Origin of the sequence: Bradyrhizobium sp. BEA-2-5 (genome assembly GCF_032918025.1) — a bacterium.
GTDB classification, from domain to species: domain Bacteria; phylum Pseudomonadota; class Alphaproteobacteria; order Rhizobiales; family Xanthobacteraceae; genus Bradyrhizobium; species Bradyrhizobium pachyrhizi.
Map to the genome: position 1 here is coordinate 837,018 of NZ_CP136629.1, position 17,904 is coordinate 854,921.

19 protein-coding genes and 2 pseudogenes are annotated in these 17,904 nt (G+C 65.6%); 11 read left to right on the forward strand and 10 right to left on the reverse strand.

Annotated elements, in window-relative coordinates; all coding sequences use genetic code 11:
- Window positions 1-113 precede the first annotated feature (113 nt).
- Window positions 114-290 (forward strand): hypothetical protein, encoded by a 177-nt coding sequence (locus RX327_RS03810; RefSeq protein WP_311538750.1) that lies wholly within the window; start codon window positions 114-116, stop codon window positions 288-290.
- Here RX327_RS03810 and RX327_RS03815 read toward each other — a convergent pair.
- The 7 genes and pseudogenes from RX327_RS03815 to RX327_RS03850 form a co-directional block, all read right to left on the reverse strand.
- Window positions 287-1,252, reverse strand: a pseudogene (locus tag RX327_RS03815) (IS481 family transposase). The gene RX327_RS03810 and the pseudogene RX327_RS03815 sit on opposite strands and share 4 nt — an antisense overlap.
- A gap of 74 nt (window positions 1,253-1,326) precedes the next feature.
- Window positions 1,327-2,090: pseudogene (locus RX327_RS39200) on the reverse strand (IS5 family transposase).
- Window positions 2,091-2,311: 221 nt separating this feature from the next.
- Window positions 2,312-3,574: an MFS transporter gene (locus RX327_RS03830; RefSeq protein ID WP_028335916.1), complete on the reverse strand. Its 1,263-nt coding sequence runs from the start codon at window positions 3,572-3,574 to the stop codon at window positions 2,312-2,314.
- On the reverse strand, window positions 3,571-3,900 hold the full coding sequence (locus tag RX327_RS03835) for a hypothetical protein (RefSeq protein ID WP_016848133.1): 330 nt from the start codon (window positions 3,898-3,900) through the stop codon (window positions 3,571-3,573). Before RX327_RS03835 ends, RX327_RS03830 begins: the two co-directional genes overlap by 4 nt.
- Window positions 3,887-4,477, reverse strand: a complete 591-nt coding sequence (locus RX327_RS03840) for an isochorismatase family protein (RefSeq protein WP_028335915.1) — start codon at window positions 4,475-4,477, stop codon at window positions 3,887-3,889. Before RX327_RS03840 ends, RX327_RS03835 begins: the two co-directional genes overlap by 14 nt.
- Window positions 4,478-4,518: 41 nt before the next feature.
- Window positions 4,519-4,971: a MarR family winged helix-turn-helix transcriptional regulator gene (locus RX327_RS03845; RefSeq protein WP_028335914.1), complete on the reverse strand. Its 453-nt coding sequence runs from the start codon at window positions 4,969-4,971 to the stop codon at window positions 4,519-4,521.
- A 219-nt stretch (window positions 4,972-5,190) separates the two neighbouring features.
- Window positions 5,191-5,616, reverse strand: coding sequence for a hypothetical protein (locus RX327_RS03850; protein ID WP_028335913.1), 426 nt, complete (start codon window positions 5,614-5,616; stop codon window positions 5,191-5,193).
- Window positions 5,617-5,753: 137 nt separating this feature from the next.
- Here RX327_RS03850 and RX327_RS03855 point away from each other — a divergent pair, with 137 nt between their 5' ends.
- The 9 genes from RX327_RS03855 (at window position 5,754) to RX327_RS03895 (ending at window position 12,252) form a co-directional block, all read left to right on the forward strand.
- A complete protein-coding gene (locus tag RX327_RS03855; protein WP_050384643.1) occupies window positions 5,754-6,824 on the forward strand; it encodes a sensor histidine kinase in 1,071 nt (356 codons plus the stop codon).
- A 49-nt stretch (window positions 6,825-6,873) separates the two neighbouring features.
- On the forward strand, window positions 6,874-7,530 hold the full coding sequence (locus tag RX327_RS03860; RefSeq protein ID WP_028335911.1) for a response regulator transcription factor: 657 nt from the start codon (window positions 6,874-6,876) through the stop codon (window positions 7,528-7,530).
- 160 nt (window positions 7,531-7,690) lie between these two features.
- Window positions 7,691-8,044: a hypothetical protein gene (locus RX327_RS03865; RefSeq protein WP_244482029.1), complete on the forward strand. Its 354-nt coding sequence runs from the start codon at window positions 7,691-7,693 to the stop codon at window positions 8,042-8,044.
- A 1-nt stretch (window position 8,045) separates the two neighbouring features.
- A complete protein-coding gene (locus tag RX327_RS03870; RefSeq protein ID WP_050384645.1) occupies window positions 8,046-9,797 on the forward strand; it encodes an OmpA family protein in 1,752 nt (583 codons plus the stop codon).
- Window positions 9,797-10,297 (forward strand): Rab family GTPase, encoded by a 501-nt coding sequence (locus RX327_RS03875; protein WP_050384646.1) that lies wholly within the window; start codon window positions 9,797-9,799, stop codon window positions 10,295-10,297. Before RX327_RS03870 ends, RX327_RS03875 begins: the two co-directional genes overlap by 1 nt.
- A gap of 471 nt (window positions 10,298-10,768) precedes the next feature.
- Window positions 10,769-11,173: a DUF3597 domain-containing protein gene (locus RX327_RS03880; protein WP_050384647.1), complete on the forward strand. Its 405-nt coding sequence runs from the start codon at window positions 10,769-10,771 to the stop codon at window positions 11,171-11,173.
- A 75-nt stretch (window positions 11,174-11,248) separates the two neighbouring features.
- Window positions 11,249-11,533, forward strand: a complete 285-nt coding sequence (locus tag RX327_RS03885; protein ID WP_050384648.1) for a hypothetical protein — start codon at window positions 11,249-11,251, stop codon at window positions 11,531-11,533.
- Between the two features lie 78 nt (window positions 11,534-11,611).
- Window positions 11,612-12,031, forward strand: coding sequence for a large conductance mechanosensitive channel protein MscL (mscL, locus tag RX327_RS03890; protein ID WP_028335905.1), 420 nt, complete (start codon window positions 11,612-11,614; stop codon window positions 12,029-12,031).
- 50 nt (window positions 12,032-12,081) lie between these two features.
- A complete protein-coding gene (locus RX327_RS03895; RefSeq protein WP_167350395.1) occupies window positions 12,082-12,252 on the forward strand; it encodes a hypothetical protein in 171 nt (56 codons plus the stop codon).
- Window positions 12,253-12,292: 40 nt separating this feature from the next.
- Here the strand turns inward: RX327_RS03895 and RX327_RS03900 are convergent, their stop codons facing one another.
- Both RX327_RS03900 and RX327_RS03905 read right to left on the reverse strand, forming a co-directional pair.
- Window positions 12,293-13,111: a class I SAM-dependent methyltransferase gene (locus RX327_RS03900; RefSeq protein ID WP_038377722.1), complete on the reverse strand. Its 819-nt coding sequence runs from the start codon at window positions 13,109-13,111 to the stop codon at window positions 12,293-12,295.
- Window positions 13,098-13,562: an Rrf2 family transcriptional regulator gene (locus tag RX327_RS03905; RefSeq protein ID WP_028335903.1), complete on the reverse strand. Its 465-nt coding sequence runs from the start codon at window positions 13,560-13,562 to the stop codon at window positions 13,098-13,100. The genes RX327_RS03900 and RX327_RS03905 overlap by 14 nt, the downstream gene beginning before the upstream one ends.
- A 336-nt stretch (window positions 13,563-13,898) precedes the next feature.
- Between RX327_RS03905 and RX327_RS03910 the strand changes: the two genes are divergently transcribed.
- Window positions 13,899-15,989: a tetratricopeptide repeat protein gene (locus RX327_RS03910; protein WP_050384649.1), complete on the forward strand. Its 2,091-nt coding sequence runs from the start codon at window positions 13,899-13,901 to the stop codon at window positions 15,987-15,989.
- A 7-nt stretch (window positions 15,990-15,996) separates the two neighbouring features.
- On the opposite strand, the gene RX327_RS03915 is transcribed toward RX327_RS03910, so the two are convergent.
- Window positions 15,997-17,727 (reverse strand): ATP-dependent Clp protease adaptor ClpS, encoded by a 1,731-nt coding sequence (locus RX327_RS03915; protein ID WP_050384650.1) that lies wholly within the window; start codon window positions 17,725-17,727, stop codon window positions 15,997-15,999.
- Between the last annotated feature and the right edge of the window lie 177 nt (window positions 17,728-17,904).

A 17,904-nucleotide genomic window follows, 5' to 3' on the forward strand; every position in this document is an offset into this window, starting at 1 on the left:
CCGGTGCTCTGGTCGACCAGCACGCCAGGTTAGACGGCCGTCACATTTCCGATCACGGGCGTGTGGGAAACCGGAGAGAGCAACGGTTTGCTGATTCGATGCGAAAGTCCGACGTGACGTGCCCCCATTGCCAGGCCGGCTATCGCCGGATCGAATTGACGTCGAAGGGTGGCGTCGCGGGTGAGTTTCGATGCCTGGTGTGCGACAACATCATCGAGCTGATGGACGGCTCGACCGATGTCGCCTTTCGGCTGACCGTGCAGCCGGGCAAGACGTCCTACGCCTACTAGGTGTTTAGTCCCGGCATTTTCTGGAGCGGGTTGAGTTTGAATCGCTCTGGCTGGGAAGTCCAGCATTTGCAGATGTATTCGTAAGGTGTGAGGCCCTTCAGGGTCTTCAACCGCCGAGCGTAGTTGTAGGCGTTGATGAAGTCGGCAAGGTGAGCTTCGAGCTGATCGTGTCGATCGTAATGGCAGCGTTGGACGGTCGCTTCCTTGATCGTGCGGTTCATGCGCTCGACCTGGCCATTGGTTCAGGGATGCTTGATCTTAGTCAGCCGATGCTCGATGCCATTCTCTTGGCAGCGCATATCAAACATATGCGTCACGTATCTTGCCGTCGGGCCGTCTGCGTAGCGCGGCGGGAAGGTGAACTGGATCCCATTGTCGGTGAGAACCGTGTGGATCTTGTAGGGGACAGCCGCGATTAGAGCTTTGAGGAAGGCCGCGGCGGAGGTCCTTCCCGTCTTGCTGACCAATTGCACGAAGGCGAATTTACTGGTGCGATCGATCGCGACGTAGAGGTAGAGCTTGCCTTCAGCGGTCTGGAGCTCAGCGATGTCGATGTGGAAATAGCCGATCGGATAAGCCTTGAACTTTTTCTTCGAAGGCTTGCTGCCTTCGACCTCCGGCAATCGGCTGATGCCGTGGCGCTGGAGGCAGCGATGCAGAGATGATCGCGTCAGATGCGGGATGGTCGGCTGGAGCGCATAGAGGCAATCGTCAAGCGGCAGTAGCGTATGCCGCCGGAAAGCGACGATGATCGCCTCCTCCTCGATGGAAAGGGTAGTCGACTTGGCTTCCTTTGGGCCAGTCGGAAGATCAGCGACGGTGTCGCGCTGCTTCCACTTCGCGACAGTCTTCTGGTTGATCCCGTAGCGCTTGGCGAGCGCTCTCAGGCTCTCTTGACTATTTTGTATTGCTCGACGGACCGCCTCCGTCGTGGTGGCGCAGCCGTGTAAAACTTGTCCCATAGCGCATCCTTCGAATCGTGCGATAAGGATGCACCATCAAAGCTTGGGACAAAACACCTAGGTGGTGTTGACACTTATCGCATCCATAGGACGATTGCAGCGAGCGTGACGATGGCTCGGTAATTTCGGGCGGTCTTTTCGAAGCGGGTTGCGACGCGACGGAACTGCTTGAGCTTGCTGAAGCAGCATTCCACGAGGTGGCGCTGGGCATAGAGATGCTTGTCGAGCGGATGTTTGAGGGCTCGCGAGGGGTTGTTGGGGATTACGGCGATCGCGCCTTTGGCTGCGATGGCCTGGCGCAAATGATCGGCGTCATAGGCTGCATCGGCCATGACGACCTCGGCGGGCAATCCCTCGATCAACGTGGCGGCTTGCGGGGCATCGCCCTTCTGGCCTGCGGTGAGGGTGAACCGCACGGGACATCCCAAACCTCGAACGGCCATATGTATCTTGGTGCTCAAGCCGCCGCGCGAGCGCCCGATCGCTTGATCTTCAGACCCCCTTTTTTTGCCCCGGCGGCGTGCTGATGCGCCCGGACGATGGTGGAATCGACGATCAAATATTCGAAGTCCGGATCATCGGACATCGCCTCGAAGATCCGCAACCAGACACCCTTGGTGCTCCATCGACTGAAGCGCCGGAACACGCTGTTCCAATCCCCAAACGCCTCCGGAAGATCACGCCAGGGAGAGCCCGTGCGAACGATCCAGAGCACCCCTTCCACGAACATCCGGTTGTCGCGTCCGGTCGAACCTTTCTGGTCGGGCCGGCCAATGATGAGCGGCGCCATGCGCTCCCAAGCCGCGTCGCTCAACACCAAACGATCCATCACACCCAAGGCCGCCTCCCAAAAGAAGCCTTGAATCTGATTTGGCCTCAAAAGGGAATCCCTAGAGTCCACACCGCCTAGACCAGCGATTCCATAAAGCCGGCTCATGGAGGCGCTCGTCCGGTATCGTCATTCCGGGGCGATGCGAAGCATCGAACCCGGAATCTCGAGATTCCGGGTTCGCTGCGCGCCCCGGAATGACGACATCAGACGGTTCGCGTCAGCGATGATCAACGTTGCTGCGGCAGGTTGACCTCGCTCCTTCGCGCCTCCTGGCTGCGGCGCTCGGCTTCGCCGCCCGATCGGGACAGCATGCCGATCGCGACGATCGCCGCGGCAAAGCCGGCGGCGGCGCCGACGCCGAGTGCCCAGCGCGGGCCGAGGTGATCGGCGACCCAGCCGACGATCGGTGCGCCGATCGGCGTGCCGCCGAGCGCAACGCCGAGCCGCAGCGCCATCACCCGTCCGCGCATCGCGGGCTCGGTCGAGAGCTGCATCAGCGCGTTCGAGGTGTTGGTGACGGTCAGTGCGGCGACGCCGATCACGACCAGCGCCGCGGCGAACAGCCAATAGCTCGGCGCCAACGCGGCGAGCGTGCAGCCCAGCCCGAAGATCGCGGCGCCCAGCATCAGCGAGCCGAAGCGCGGCTCCTCGCGGCTCGCGGCCAGCAGCGCGCCCGACATCGTTCCGAGCGCCATCATCGACGACAGCAGGCCGAAGCCGCGCGCATCGGTGTGGAACACGCCAACCGCCATGGTGGAAATGAAGATCGGAAAGTTCAGTCCGAAGGTCCCGATCAGGAACAGCATGATCAGCGTCGCCCTGAGATCGGGCCGGGACCAGACATAGTGGAAGCCCTGCATTACGCTACCCTTGGTGCGATGGGCGCGCGCGTTCGGGCGCAGCTCGGAGGTGCGCAGCAGGGTCAGCGAGGTCAGCACCGCCAGGAACGATGCGCCGTTGAACAGGAATGCCCAGCCGGTACCGACGGAGGCGATAATGAGGCCGGCGACGGCGGGGCCGATCATGCGCGCGGCGTTGAACGAGGTCGAGTTCAGCGCGATTGCATTCGACAGATTGGTATCGCTGACCAGCTCGGCGACGAAGGTCTGCCGCACCGGGGCATCGAGCGCCGCCGCGCAGCCGAACAGGAACGCGAAGGTGTAGACGTGCCAGAGCTGCACCAGGCCGGTGACGGTGAGAATGCCGAGGATGAGTGCCAGCGCGCCCATCGTCGCCTGGGTCGCCATCAGCAGCTTGCGCTGGTTGAAATGGTCGGCGGCAAAGCCGGTCCACGGCATCAACAATAGTTGTGGCCCGAATTGCAGCGCCATCACGATGCCGACGGCGGACGCGCTGTGATTTGTCAGCTGGGTGAGAACCAGCCAGTCCTGCGCCGCGCGCTGCATCCAGGTGCCGATGTTGGACACCAGCGCGCCGGCCGCCCAGACCCGGTAGTTGAAGCTCGCAAGCGATCGAAAGACGCGTCTCATGTTCTCTGAGGTTCATTCCCGCCGTGAAACCGCCCGAACCGCCGCGCCAGGAACAGGCCGATCAGAAGACCGCCGAGACCGAGCGCTGCGACGTCGCTGGTGGTTCGCAAGCCGAAGTCGCCGACGCGGCAGACCAGCAGATATCCAACCGCGAGGTTGAAGAAGCCCCACACGATGTTGACGGTCGACGAGGACAGGCCTTCGCCGGGCGGCTTGGCGAACGGGCTCTGGAACGCTTCGCCCATCATGCCGGCGACGACGTGGGGGATCGCATTGGTGAGAAAGGCGCCGCCGAAGAAATAGGCGACGAGGTCAAGCCAGTTCATGCGCGTTGGTCCTTTCAACGAGATCGATGATCGCCTGCGTCGAGCCGGTCTCGCCGAGCCGCGGGAACACGTGTTCGATGCTGTAGGCATGCGCGTGCGGCCGCGCGTCGGTCATGGCGTCGATCGCGAGCGTGACGTTGAAGCCCGCTTCATAGGCCTGTCTCGCCGTCGATTCGACGCCGCCGGCGGTGGCGACGCCGGCGATCACGACTTGCGTGACGCCGCGCGCTCTCAGCAGGCCTTCGAGGTCGGTGCTGGCAAATGCGCCTCGCGTTCGCTTGGTCACGACGATGTCGCTGGGCTGTCGGTCGAGCTCCGGAATGAGATCGGTCCATCCGTCGGGAAGCGGGCCGCCGAATGGATTTCCTTGGCGCGGCGCCTGCTCGGTTCGTCCCGGCGAGCTGCCGTCGACATTGACCAGCGCGACCGGCAGACCGCGCCGTCGGAACGCAGCGCCAAGCGCGGTGGCGCGAGCCACGATGTCGCCGATCGGATGGGCGAAGGGCCAGTTCATGAGGCCGCCTTGTAGATCGATGACGATCAATGCGGTGATCGGATCGAGCGTCGTCAGGGCCATGGTCGTTACCTTTCTCGCAAGCTGTCGCGGCGCAGCCCGCCTCAATCCTCGACCAGCCGCTTCAGCAAGCCGACGGCGGCGGCGAGTTCGTCCTGTTCCCGCGCCGACAGCCGCGCGGCGATGGTGCGCGACAGCCAGTCCTGCCGCGCGGCGCGGCCGGTGCGCAGCCGTTCGCGGCAGCTATCGGTGAGCGACATGATGGTCTGCCGGCCGTCGTCCGGATCCGGCGCGCCGCGGACCAGGCCCGCGGCCTCGAGCGCCGAAATCGCCGAGCTCATCGACTGCGGACGCATGCCCTCCGATCGCGCCAGGCTGGACACGGTCGCGGGGCCGTCCTTTTCGAGGCGAAGCAGCACCGCGACCTGGGAAGGCGGGAGGTCCTCGCGCTGACCCTGCTCGCGAAGCCGCCGCTTCAGCGTTCCAATCAACAGGCGAAGATCTTCGGCCAGCGCGGATGTGCGCGCCGAGCCGGGGCGGACCGGTACATTGCTCATGCCGGATCGGATAGCATATATGAAGGTAAACTGTAAAGATTATCTTCGCAGTTAATCTGCATACGTGTCCCGCTGCAGCGAGCCGGCTGGTCTGACGCTCTTCGCAGCCGGAATCGGCGCGGCCGTGACAGCGTCCGCGCGCGCGTGACTCCGGCCAAGCCTCGGCGGAGAAATGAAATGGATGGTGAGGGCTTCGAGCGCCTCAGCGCAATGGCGCGTTCACTCGGGCGCAGCGTCGCTGCTTGCCGCGGCCTCGTACATCTCGCGCGCGCGCCTGGTCACGGCCGCATAGCGCGCCGTCGCGCTGAGGCTCATCAGGCCGGCGCGCACCAGTCCGAGAATGGCGCGTCGGGAGTGGAACGGTCCGGTTTTGCTCGCGGCATATCCGCGCGGATAGAGCTGCAGGCGGCCGGCGAGCGCTTCCTGCAATGCCATCTTCTGGGTTGCGCTCAGGCGCCGGCGCCGCGCAGGCTTGTTTGCTTCCGCCAGCATGCGCAGCTCGATGCCCGACGGTTTGCGTGGTGCGCCCTTCATTGTCAGCTCACATTCCGGCCGACTGGCGCGACCTTCCGCGAGGCCCGGCGCCCGGCCGGCATCGCCATGGACGCCGGCATTTGGCACATCATGGCTTGCGCTGTTGCTCATTCCTGAGACAGAACCGCATTTCGAGCAGCCGCGGCATCTGACGAAGGTCAGGACCGGTTGTGACGAAAGTCATATTCGTTTGCGACCGCTGCCGGCTTACGCCAGAGTGGGCTGCTCGCTGAGCTGATGGGCAACGCATGATCGATCTGAGCGCGGATTTGCTTGCGGCCGCAGAAGCCGACGTCATCGGTCTCGCCGTCATCGGCGCCGATCGAAGCATGCAGCGGAAGATCGGCCGGCTGGTCGAGTGGCTTCCCGCAACCGGCGTCGACTGCTGCGAGTGCGTGTTGCTGGTCGGCATGGAAGCCGAGTTGGCGGCGCTTGCCAGCGGCCAGCGGGACATGATCGCGCTGGCCGGTGTGCGCGGCGCGTCGCCTGACATCACGCAGCCGATGACGGCGGTCGTGCTGTGGAACGGCGCGCGGTCGCATTACTTCGTCATCGCCATGCCGGATTTTGCCGGCCGCCAGGTCGAAACGCTGCTCGGCAGTGAGCGCCGCGCCCGGCGCCTGATGGAGCAGCAGCTCGAGGCGGCGAGCGCGGAGGTGCGCTTTGCCTCGCTGGCGCGAACGCGGCTGCGGCTGGCGCGCGATCTGCACGATACGCTGGTGCACTCGATCGTGGCGCTGCTGACCCAGATACGGCTGATCCGGCATTATTTGTCGGCCGATCCCGCTCGTGTGGCGGACAGCCTTGCGACAGCTGAAGATGCGGCCGCGAGCGGCCTTTCGCGTGCCCGCGAAGCCATCGATCGCCTGCGCACGCCCGACGACCTGAAGCTCGATCCCGATGTCGAGGGGCTGCTGAGCGACTTTGCCGCACGCAGCGGCGTCAGGGTGTCGATCCAGATCGACGAAGCGGCGCGCCCCGGCCTGCGCGATTGCGGCTTGACGGTTCAGCGCATTCTCAGCGAGGCACTGCGCAATGTTCAGACGCACGCGCAGGCGCGCCGAGTCTCCTTTCACGCCTTCGACGAACCGGCCGCGGTCGGCCGCAAGCTGATTGTCGAGATCCGCGATGACGGCCGCGGCTTCGATCCCGCGGTCCCGACGCCAGGACATTTCGGATTGATTGGCATGGCCGAATTTGCTGAACTTGTCGGCGGCAGCTGTGCGGTGGAGAGCGCGCCCGGGCAGGGAACGCTGGTCCGGATCTCGCTCCCCGTGGCGGTGCCGCCGGCGGTATCCGCCGGCGTGCTGGCCGATTGAATTCGTTGCCGCGCATGCAACGCGTTTTCGAGAGGATGACGGAAAGCCCGTGAGCAGAATTGAGAAGATACGGGTGCTGATCGCCGAGGATCAGACGCTGATCAGGGAAGGTATCGCGACGCTGCTCGCCCAGCAGAACGATGATTTCGAGATCCTTCCCGGCGCGGCCGATGGCGAGCAGGCCATCGAATTCGCGCGGCGCTATCGGCCGGACGTCATCTTGATGGATCTGCAGATGCCGCGGGTCGACGGCATCGCCGCGACCCAGCGGATTCTCCGCGAATTGCCGCAGACCCATATCGTGGTGCTGACGACGTTCGAGACCAACGACCTGATCTTCGAGGCGGTGAGCGCAGGCGCCAAGGCGTATCTCTTGAAGGACGCCAGGATGGAGGAGATCGCCTCGACGATCCGCGCGGTCATCAACGGCCAGTCCGGGCTTTCGCCCGGCGTCGCCGCGCGCATCCTCGACGAGTTCAAGCGGCTGCGCGGCCCGCGCGTCTCGGCGAAGCTGCCGGTTCGCGACGGGCTGACGGCGCGAGAGAATGAAATTCTTACGCTGATCGTCGAGGGCAAGAGCAACACCGAGATCGGCGAGCAGCTGCATTTGGCGGAAGGAACCGTGAAGAACTATGTCAGCACGATTCTGGAGAAATGCCAGGTCAAGAACCGTACAGAACTCGCAATAAAGGCAATAACTTACTAGAAATAATTGGCCGCGATCGCACAACCAAGCGGTTGATCCGGCTGAGATTGCTCGCCTTTCTCTGGGCCGCGCCGGCAAAATTGGCTATAGGGTTGTTTCGGATTTGCTTTTTGACAGGGCAGGTCCGGATTGCGCAGCTATGAGTAAGCGGGAAATGACCATGAAGGGTATCGAGCGCCAGACCAAGGATACGGATGTTCCGGCAGCCGGCAACGGCGCGGACGCCGCGGCGCATGGCATGGCGGCGATCGATCAGGTCCGCGACCTGCTGTTCGGCGGCGCGCAACGTTCGCTCGAGACCAACCTCTCGGGTCTGCGCGAGGAGATGCAGGCATCGCTCAAGCAGATGCAGGCGGACTTCACCAACGAACTCACCGCGCTTTCTGCGCGGCTCTCCGACCTCGAGCGGGATACCGAGCAGAAGCGGCTCGACTCGCTGAAGGATGTCGGCGCGGCGATCACCCAGCTCGGCTCGGTCATCAGCGGATTGGGATCCGGCCGCACGGGCAAATAGCATGGCAGCTGCTGCCGGCCAGAACCGCGAGATCGAGCAGCTCAAGACATTGCTGTTTCAGCCCGAGGCGACGCGCCTGACGTCGCTGGAGGCCGACCTCGACTCGCTGCAGCGCTACGTCGGCAACGCCGACCGCCTGGAGACGGCAACCGCGGGCATCCTGGTCGAGGCGCTGGAGCGCGCCGAGGTCAACCGGCCGCGCGAGCTCGCCAGCGCGATTGCGCCGGTCGTGGTCTCGGCGATCCGCAGCGAGATCAAGAACTCGCGCGAGCAGATGATCGAGGCGCTCTATCCGATCGTCGGCCGGCTGGTCAGCGCCGCGGTGGCGAATTCGTTCAGGGAGCTGGTTGCCTCGCTCGAGCAGCGCATCAATGCATTGACCTCCGCGCAATTGTGGGTCGGCCGCGTCAAGTCGCTGGTGACGGGACGCCCGATCAGCGAATTCGTGCTCGCCGATCAGCCGCCGCAGATCAACCGGCTCCTGATCATCGAACGCGGCAATGGCCGCCTGATCGCAGACTGGAAGCGCGCTGCGACCGCCGACGAACGCGCCGACCTGCTCAGCGCGATGGTCGCGGCGATCCTGGAATTCTCGGTGCAGGCGCTCGCCGGCGAAGGCAATCTGCAGACGCTCGATTTCGGCGGACGGCAGCTCGCGCTGCGCGCCTCGCCCCGCTTCATCCTGGCGGCGGAGTGCCTGGGACCGCTGCGGCCCGCCGACAACGCCAGGATCAACTCGCTGTTCTTCGATGCGATCGAGCGCATCGACCGCGGCGCGGATTGCGACGGGCCGATGCTGGCGTCGCTGGCGGCCGCGATCGAGACCGACGATACGCCACGGCGGATCGCGAGCCGGCGCGGCAAGGTGATCCTGTTCGCCTTGCTCGCGGCAATGGCCGCGCTGTTGCTCTGGCTTGCCGCGACATCGGCGACGCGCGGCCTGTTGGAGCGGCGGACCCAAGCGGCGCTGGTACAGCTCGCCGCAAAGCAGCCGTTGCTGGCCTCGTTCCCGCTGCGGCTCGACTTCGATCACGGCAGCCGAAGTGTGGCCGTTTCAGGCATCGAGCCGAGCCAGCTGGAGACCGCGCCCTTGATCGATGCGCTCGCTGCGGCCGCGGCACCGTACAAGATCGTCAACCACATCGGTCTGGTGTCCGCACCGGAGCAAATGGCGGCATCGCAGGCCGGCATCGCGGGCCTGCAGCAGAGCCTGACGCGCCTGCAGGCGAGCCTCGACCAGATGCGCGAGGCGATCGGTGCGCAGGCGAAGTCGGGCGAGGAGAAATATGCCGCCCTGAGCGAGCAATATGACAAGCTCGGCGAGCAGTACGCCAAATTGGGCGAGCAGTATTCGAAGCTGCAAGCCGTCGCCGACGGCCCGGCGGCGCGGCTCGACCGCTTCATCGCCACGACCGCGATCTTCTTCGTCAACAATGCCGACGAGTTCCTCGACAATGACCAGGCCGAGCAGCAGCTGCGCGAGCTCGCCGGACTAATGGCGAACAACGATCTCAGGCTGCGCATCGTCGGCTATGCCGATCAGAGCGGCACGGAAGGCACCAACCGGACGCTGGCGCGCAAGCGGGCCGAGCAGGTCCAGCGCAGGCTGACCGCGCTGGGGGTCGATCCGTCACGGCTGATTTTGGTTTCCCGCGCGGCGACGATGCCGATCACCGACCGGCTCGACGCCACCGTCGGGGGCAACCGCCGCGTGGCGTTCGAGACGGTCTATCGAGGCGAAGTGGCCCGCTGATGCTCACCGCGAAAGTCATGCTGCTCGGCGATATGGGGGTCGGCAAGACGTCGATCCTCTATCGGCTGATCTACAACCGGTTCGAGGGCCAGTACAAATCGACGCTGGGCGTCGAGATCCTGAGCCACGACGTGGCGCCGGCGGATGGCGGCGATCCGATGCGCCTCGTGCTGTGGGACACCGACGGCGATTTCGGCACGCAGATCTTCGACACGGTCTATGTCACCGGCGCATCCGCCGCCATCATCGTGTCCGATGTCACGCGGCCGCAGACGGTGACCCGCATGGTCGAATTGGTGCGCGGCTTCGAGGAGCGCTTCCCCGGCCGGCCCTACCGGGCGCTGCTGAACAAGATCGACCTGCCGGAAGCCGCGGGCAGCGCGGGCGCGATTGCCGGGCTTGCGAAGTCGAGCGTCAAGTCGGTCAGCGCCAAGACCGGCGTCGGCATTGCCGAGAGCTTTGTCGAACTCGCCCAGACCATCCGCCGCCGCCAGCTCTAGCTCGAATAGCGATCGCGATGACGCTGCACCCCCTCTCCCCGTTCTTACGGGCAGAGGGTTGGGGTGAGGGGCCGTCTCCACAAATGCGGTGATAGCGGCGTTTGCGGAGACTCCCCCTCACCCGCAACGCATCTAACGATGCGTTGCGACCTCTCCCCGCACGCGGGGCGAGGTGATCCTGAGCGCTAGCCCGCGATACCGAACGCATGTCTGTGTCAGCCGTCCCGACTTCTCGGGGCTGGCGAATCGGGCCGGGACGGCTGACTTCATCGCACGTGGGGCGTACGATGAAAGGCTCTCGCGCGGCCGCAGAAAGCCGCACGCTTTCCTCGCCGACAGCACCACGCCGTCCCACACTCCGATAGTGACGATGGTCATCTTCCGCTCGGCCAATGGCCTGCCTATCGTCCGCCCCGTCACTGGAAAAAGCCACGGGACGAGCGGTGTCTCGGGCGCACGGAGCGAGAGATCATGAGCATTTTTGGAAGCATCATGGGTGCAATCTTCGGCCACGGCGCCCAGGCCAAAACCGCTGAGAGCACGACGACGGCCGCGCCCGGCGCAGCGCCATCGGCGTCGACTTCTGCATCCGCCGCGCCCGGCACGGCGGCGGCACAAACCGTCGACGTCGCCGGGATCGTCGACAAGGCCGCTGCGGCGACCGGCGAGAAGCTCGACTGGCGCAGCTCGATCGTCGACCTGATGAAGGCGCTCGGTCTCGACAGCAGCCTTGCGGCGCGCAAGGAGCTCGCGAAGGAGCTGCACTACGCCGGCGACACCAGCAACACCGCCACGATGAATGTCTGGCTGCATCAGCAGGTGATGGCCAAGCTCGCCGCCAATGGCGGCAAGCTGCCGGACGACATCAAGACCTGACGAGCCGCCTCGAGCCGCGCGGCGCTCGCGCCCGCGCGGCTCCGAACGATGTGTATTGCGTGAGGAGCAGTTGCGATGACCTCATCTCATCCTGCCATCCTGAACAGGCCGCGCGCTGGTGCGGTGCGGTCCGCCGCATTGGTCGGCGCGGCACTCGGATTCGTCGCGCTGGCGCTCGGCATCCATGTCGCCATCGCCCACGCGGATAATTCCGGCGACGAACCGCGGCCGGAAAATGCGAATGTGCAGCGCGCCGCGCAGAACCCGCCGCCGGCCCGGGTCATCCTGCCGGCGCCATGGCAGCAGGCCGCGCCTGCGCAGCCGGTCGCGGCACCCGCGAAGCCGGCCGATCGCAAATAATCCTTCGCCCCTTTGGAGCGGCCGGCGATCCAGTCGCCGCGCCGTGCCACCGCATTGATTTGGAAAACAGGAGATCACATGCTGAAGGAATTCAGGGAATTCGCCATGAAGGGCAACGTCGTCGATCTCGCGGTCGGCGTCATCATCGGCGCGGCGTTCGGCGCCATCGTCTCGTCGATGGTGGCCGATATCATCATGCCGATCATCGGTGCGGTCAGCGGCGGGCTCGACTTCTCCAATTATTTCACCGCGCTGTCGAAGTCGGTGACAGCGACCAACCTGGCCGATGCCAAGAAGCAGGGAGCGGTGCTGGCCTGGGGCAACTTCCTGACCCTGACGCTCAACTTCCTGATCGTCGCCTTCGTGCTGTTCATCGTGGTCCGCCTCATGAACCAGCTCAAGCGCGAAGCGCCCGCGGCGCCGGCCGAGCCGCCGAAGCCGACCAAGGATCAGGAGCTGCTCACCGAGATCCGCGATCTCCTCAAGTCGCGCGCGTAGCAATCGCTGCGAATGCCACTGCGTACAGCCCCCAGCTCTGGAGCCTCACCATGCCAGATCAGGTCAAGCTGCCCCGAAAATTGTCACAAGAGCCCGGTGGTGTAGAGCCGCTACGGCCGAGCCACCGGCGGGTCATCGAGGAGCTCGATCGCTGGGCCAACAGTCCCGGCCTGCAGCCGCCGAGCGATGATGAAGAAAAGCCGGAGGACGACAAGCGCTAGGCGGCCATGACCTCGCATGGCCGGATCGCGGCTGTTTCGGTCAAGCCCGCCGGGCCGTCGCGATCAGCGCGGTCGACGGAATCGCGAAGCTGTCGCCGACCCGCCTGCGCTCGATCTCGGCACGGAAGGCGCGCGCGACTGCGGCGCTCTGGTCTGCATCGAGCCCGCTCCAATGCGGCATGAACTCGAACAATTTGTCGACGTCGGCGGGATTGGCGACATTGAGTTTGAAGTCGTGGGTGATCTCGGCAATCGCCGGATCGGAGAAGCCGGCGGCGATGAGCGCAGCGGCGAGGCGGCCGGGGTCGGCGAGCTCGGCGAGGCCCGTGCACGGCATCGGCGTGACCTTGTCGGGATAGAGCCGCCGGATGATCTGCGAGAGCAAGAGATGCACGGCGGCGCCATCGGCGCTTTTCCAGACCGCAATCGCCGCCGATCCGCCCGGTCGCGTCACACGCGCCATCTCGCAGAGGCCGGCGCGCCAGTCCGGAAACAGCATCACGCCGAACACCGACACTGCCGCGTCGAACGCGGCATCCGGCAGATCGAGCGCCTGGCCGTCCATCTGTCGCGCCTCGATATTCGCCACACCATGCGCCCGGACCCGCGCCACCATGCCGGCGGAGAAATCGATCGCGGTGACCTCGGCTCCGGTGCGGGCGGCGGCCAGCGCCGCGGCGCCCGTGCCGGTGGCGACGTCGATCACCCTGGATGACGGGTCGATCGGAAGCGTTGCGACCGCAGCGTCGGCGAACAATGTCGTGAACGGCTGCGACTGTGCCTCATAGGCGGCGACCATTTTGTCCCAATGCGCGGGATCGTTGTACGGCAGAGGTTTCGCCTGCTCACTTGACTGCATGAATCTGGTCCTCGAGACTTTGCTTGTGTTTGGCGAGCCGGCGCTTGAAATCCCTCGCGAGCGCTTCGAGCGTCACCGCGCCGAGCCGCTTCAGGAACAGCGCCTCGACCTCGCGAAACGTGTCTCCGAGCGCGTCGTTGACGGCCTGTTCGACCAGGCAGCCGGGATTTTCCGAGCGATGGCCCATCGCAACGATCGTCGGCGCGCCGACCGCGCGGTAGATGTTCGCGAGCGTGATGGCGGCGGGATCGCGCGCCAGGGTCCAGCCGCCGCCATGGCCCTTCTCCGAATGCACCAGACCCTGCTCGCGCAGCCCCGCCATCACACGGCGCACCACCACCGGGTTGGTGGCCATCGCCCGTGCAAGTTGCTCCGACGTCACCGGCTCGCCGGCCCCGATCATGTGGAGCAGGCCATGCAGGACGCTGGACAGGCGGCTATCGCGGATCATGTAACCGCATATGTTACATGATGCGGCAAACGTCAAGAGCGGCGATGGCGGGCGCATCATTGCTCGTGGTCGCCTCCCCTTGAAAAGGGGAGGTCGCTTTGCTCGCCAGAGCAAAGCGGGTGGGGATCAGCTCTATCGGCGGGCACCGGTGCACGTGGCCGGACCCCTATCCCGACCTTCCCCCTTTCAGGGGGAAGGAGAAGAGGTCGGGGCGCGGACCCGGATCATGATCGTTCAATCGGAACTTCGCGTGCCGGATTTCTCGCCGCCGCCCGTTTAATCCGCATCGGGGACTTTGGCAGGGGCGGTATCGTGGGCAGCGTGGCGGTGGATCGGATGTTGCGGGATGCGGTGGCGCATTACTGCGCGGGCCGCGCGGCGGAGGCCGGCACGCTGTGCGGCGACATCCTCACCGCCCATCCCGACCATGTTCCGACGCTGCATCTGTCCGCCGTCATCGCCTTCGTGACCGATCGTGCTGCGGAAGGCGCGCTGCTGCTCAACCGGGTGTTCAATCTCGATCCGGATCATGCGCCGGCCTTCGCCACGCTCGGCGATGCGCTCGCCGTGAAGGGCGAGCACGAAGGCGCGGCGGCGGCGTTCGAGCGCGGCGCGACGCTGCGGCCGCAGGACGCCGGCCTGCGCATCAAGCTCGGCGTCGCATTGTGCGATCTGTCGCGTTTCGACGAGGCCGAGGCCGCGTTCCGCCGCGCGATCGCGCTCGATGGCGGCCTGACGCGGGCGCGATTCAACCTCGCCGTCGCGCTGGCCGGGCAGCAGCGGCCGGTCGAGGCGGAACAGGCCTATCGCGAGGTGATCGCGCGCGATCCGGTCTACCGCGGCGTTTGGCTCAACCTCGGCAATGTGCTGACCGATCAGAAGAGGCACGAGGCGGCCGCCACGGCCTATCGCCGCGGACTTGCCGCGGATCCCGACAATGTCGGGCTGCATTGCGGCCTTGGCGCGGCGCTCTATCGCCAGGGCTTTCTGGAGGACGCAATCCTGCACTACCGCCGCGCGATCGCGCTCGATCCCGGCAACATCGCGCCGCAGCGCCTGCTGGCGATGGTGCTGCACGAGGCGGGCGAGCGCGAGGAGGCTGTCCGCATCTATCGCCAGGTCTCGGCGCGCGACCCGTCCGATCACGTCATCCTCAACAATCTCGGCGCCTGCCTGTTCGAGCTCGGACAGGTCGACGACGCCATCGCCTGCGCCGAGCTCGCGCTGGCGATGAAGCCGGACTACGCCGCCGCGCACACCAATCTCGGGATCATCTTCGAGGCGCAGAACCTGGTCGAGGCCGCGGTCGCCGCGCATCGGCGCGCCATCGAGCTCGAGCCGCTCTATGCCAAGGGCCACGCCAACCTCGCGGTCGCGCTGCGCAATGCCGGCGAGATCGATGCGGCGCTGGTGGCCTCGCGCCGGGCGATTGCGCTCGATCCCGAGCAGCCGCTGGCGCACTACAATCACGCGCATTTCCTGCTGATGAACGGCGAGTTCGAGGAGGGCTTTGAGGAGTATCGGTGGCGCCGCAAGACCAAGATGCTCAGCGACGGCGATCCCGTGTTCGACGAGCCGGAATGGCAGGGCGAGCCGCTTGCCGGACGCACGCTGCTGCTGTTTGCCGAATATGGACTCGGCGACGCCATCAATTTCGTCCGCTACGTGCCGATGCTGGCGGGCAGAGGCGGCCGGATCATTCTGCAGGTGCAGCCGGCGCTGGTCGCGCTGCTGCGGCCGATGCTGCCCGATGTCGCGGTGTTCGCGCGCGGCGAGCCGCTGCCGCCGTTCGATCTGCAACTGCCGCTGCTGAGCTTGCCGCGGATCTTCCGCACCACCGTCGAGACCATTCCCGCAGCGACATCTTATCTGCGGGCAGATGCCGGCAAGCTCGCGCGCTGGCGCGAGGCGCTCGCCGGCGTGACCGCGCTGAAGGTCGGCGTGGTCTGGGCCGGCAATCCCAGGCACAACGGCGACCGCCAGCGCTCGCTGCCGGCGGACGCCGTGCTGCCGCGGCTGGTCACATCAGGCGTGCAGATCTACAGCCTGCAGAAGGAGCCGCGGCCGGACGATGATCCGGTGCTGCGGGGCCTCGGCGCAGGTATCATCGACCTCGCGCCGACGCTCGGCGATTTCGCCGACACCGCGGCAGCCTGCTGCGCGCTCGATCTCGTCATCGCCGTCGACACCTCGGTGGCGCATCTCGCCGGCGCGCTTGGCCGCCCGGTCTGGATGTTGTGTCCCTATGCGCTCGACTGGCGCTGGCTGCGCGACCGCTCCGACACGCCGTGGTATCCGACCATGCGACTGTTCCGCCAGGACAAGCCGCAGGCCTGGGACCGCGTGCTCGCGCGCGTGTCGGAAGAGCTTGCCCGCGTTGTTGCTGGCGAGCGGGAGTTGCTGCTGCCGGCTGCTCTTGCGGGTTGATCGGCGATCACCCGGCACTCATCCCCTGCGCGCCGCCGAGCAGCTTGGCGTTGAGCCGGCCGCCGTCGAACAGCATTTCGTTCACCGCGCCGTCGACGTCGGAGGAGGTGACCTCGCGGCCACCGTCCCTGACGATGCTGGCCTGGGCGAGACGGCGCATCAGCTCCTTGATGAAGGCTGCGCTGACGCCTTCGGTGCGTCGCACGGCGTCGTCGATGACGGGCTGCTCCAGCGGCAGGCCCTTGCCGTAGAGCCGGATCAGCTTGCCGCGCCCGGTCTCGTCGGGCAGCGGCACCTCGATCGCCTGGTCGATGCGGCCGGGCCGGCCGGCCAGCGCGCTCTCCAACTCTTCGGGACGGTTGGAGGTCAGCACGAACAGGATGTCGCAATCCTCCTTCAGGCCGTCCATCTCGTTGAGCAGCTTGTTGAGCAGTGATTCCTCGCACGGTCCGCCCATGTCCTCGCGGTCGCGTGCGATCAGATCGACGTCCTCGATCACGACCATGGTGGGCTGCAGCAGCCGCGCGAGGTTCATATAGGCGCCGAGCAGCCCGACCTGCTCGGCGGTGATGATCAGCGTGGTGTGATCCGGCAGGTTGGTGGCGAGATAGCGAATGGTGTGGGTCTTGCCGGTGCCGGGCGGGCCGTAGAGCAGGATGCCCTTGCGGGTCGACTGGCCGAGCTCGCGCAGCAGATCGCGGCTTTCGACAAAGCCGAGCACGTTGCGATCGAGCAGCCGCAGCGTCCGGTCCGGCAGGATCACGTCATCGCGAGCGACCGTCGGCAGGCGATGCACGGTCAAGCCACGCGAACGTCCGCGATAATTGGCGCCATCCTCCAGTGACAGGATCTTGCCGCGATAGGATCGCGCCGCATGTACGGCGGCTTCTAGTTCGGCGAAAGTGCGCTGCACGAAAGCATTGCCGGTCGCCCCGGCGGGCAACGCAAGCTCGATTCGCAGCGACGGCTCGTGATTATATTCGCGATGGAACGTCAGCAGCACGGCGTAGCGCAGTTCGCCGGTTCGGCACAGCCATAGTCCATTGGCGAGGCATTTCACCGGCTCGGCCTCGCCGATATCGACGTCGCGATATTGCGGCGGCGCGATCGCCGGTGCATTCCGGCCAGCCTTCATCAGCGCCGCGAAGTCCAGCGTCTCGTAGCGATATTCTTCATGGATGCCGAAGAAGTGGATCGGATCGGTGAACAGCTTGTCGATCGCGACCTGAACGTCGGCGCGCATGTGGCCCGGAAACTGTCGCGCCCGTGTCACGATCAGGTTGCGTGGCACGCCGGCGAAATGCCAGTCGAGCGCAACGTAAGCGGACCGAAACGTCTCGCCCGGCAATTCTTCCGAGCTGCGGCGTGCAGCGAGCAGGCAGTCGCTGCACAGCGACGCAGTCGTACCGGAGATCAGAATCTCCATCACGGCCCTCGGGGCTTCGCAGAGATCGCACGGGCGGCTGGCGTCGGCGGACTCGGTGGTGATCATCAACGGCTGGCCGTTGGAGCGGATCAGCCACTTCGCCGAGTTGAAGATTGCCCGTGCCACCGGTCCCGGATAGGGACCGCACGGAATGGCGCCCTTGGCCTCGATCAAGGCAGCGGAGGCGATGGCTTCCTGCTCGGATTTCCCGAACACCGTACACAACAAATTCTGCACGAATTCCAGCGGGGTCTCATCGTCGTCGTGAATGAAGAGCCGCACCGGACCGTCGTCACTAAACACGTCGTGCATGAAACCCTCGAAACGCAATTGGGAACAAAAAGAACAAAATAAGAACATCACGGTGGCTCCCGCGCGTCAAGCGAAAGATTCTGCCGCTTCATCCCTGACGTGTAGCGGGCCGATCGGCCGGGAACGCGCACTGGAAGTGTAAACGCGGCTCAACGCCTGTGACGATTGTGTTGCGGC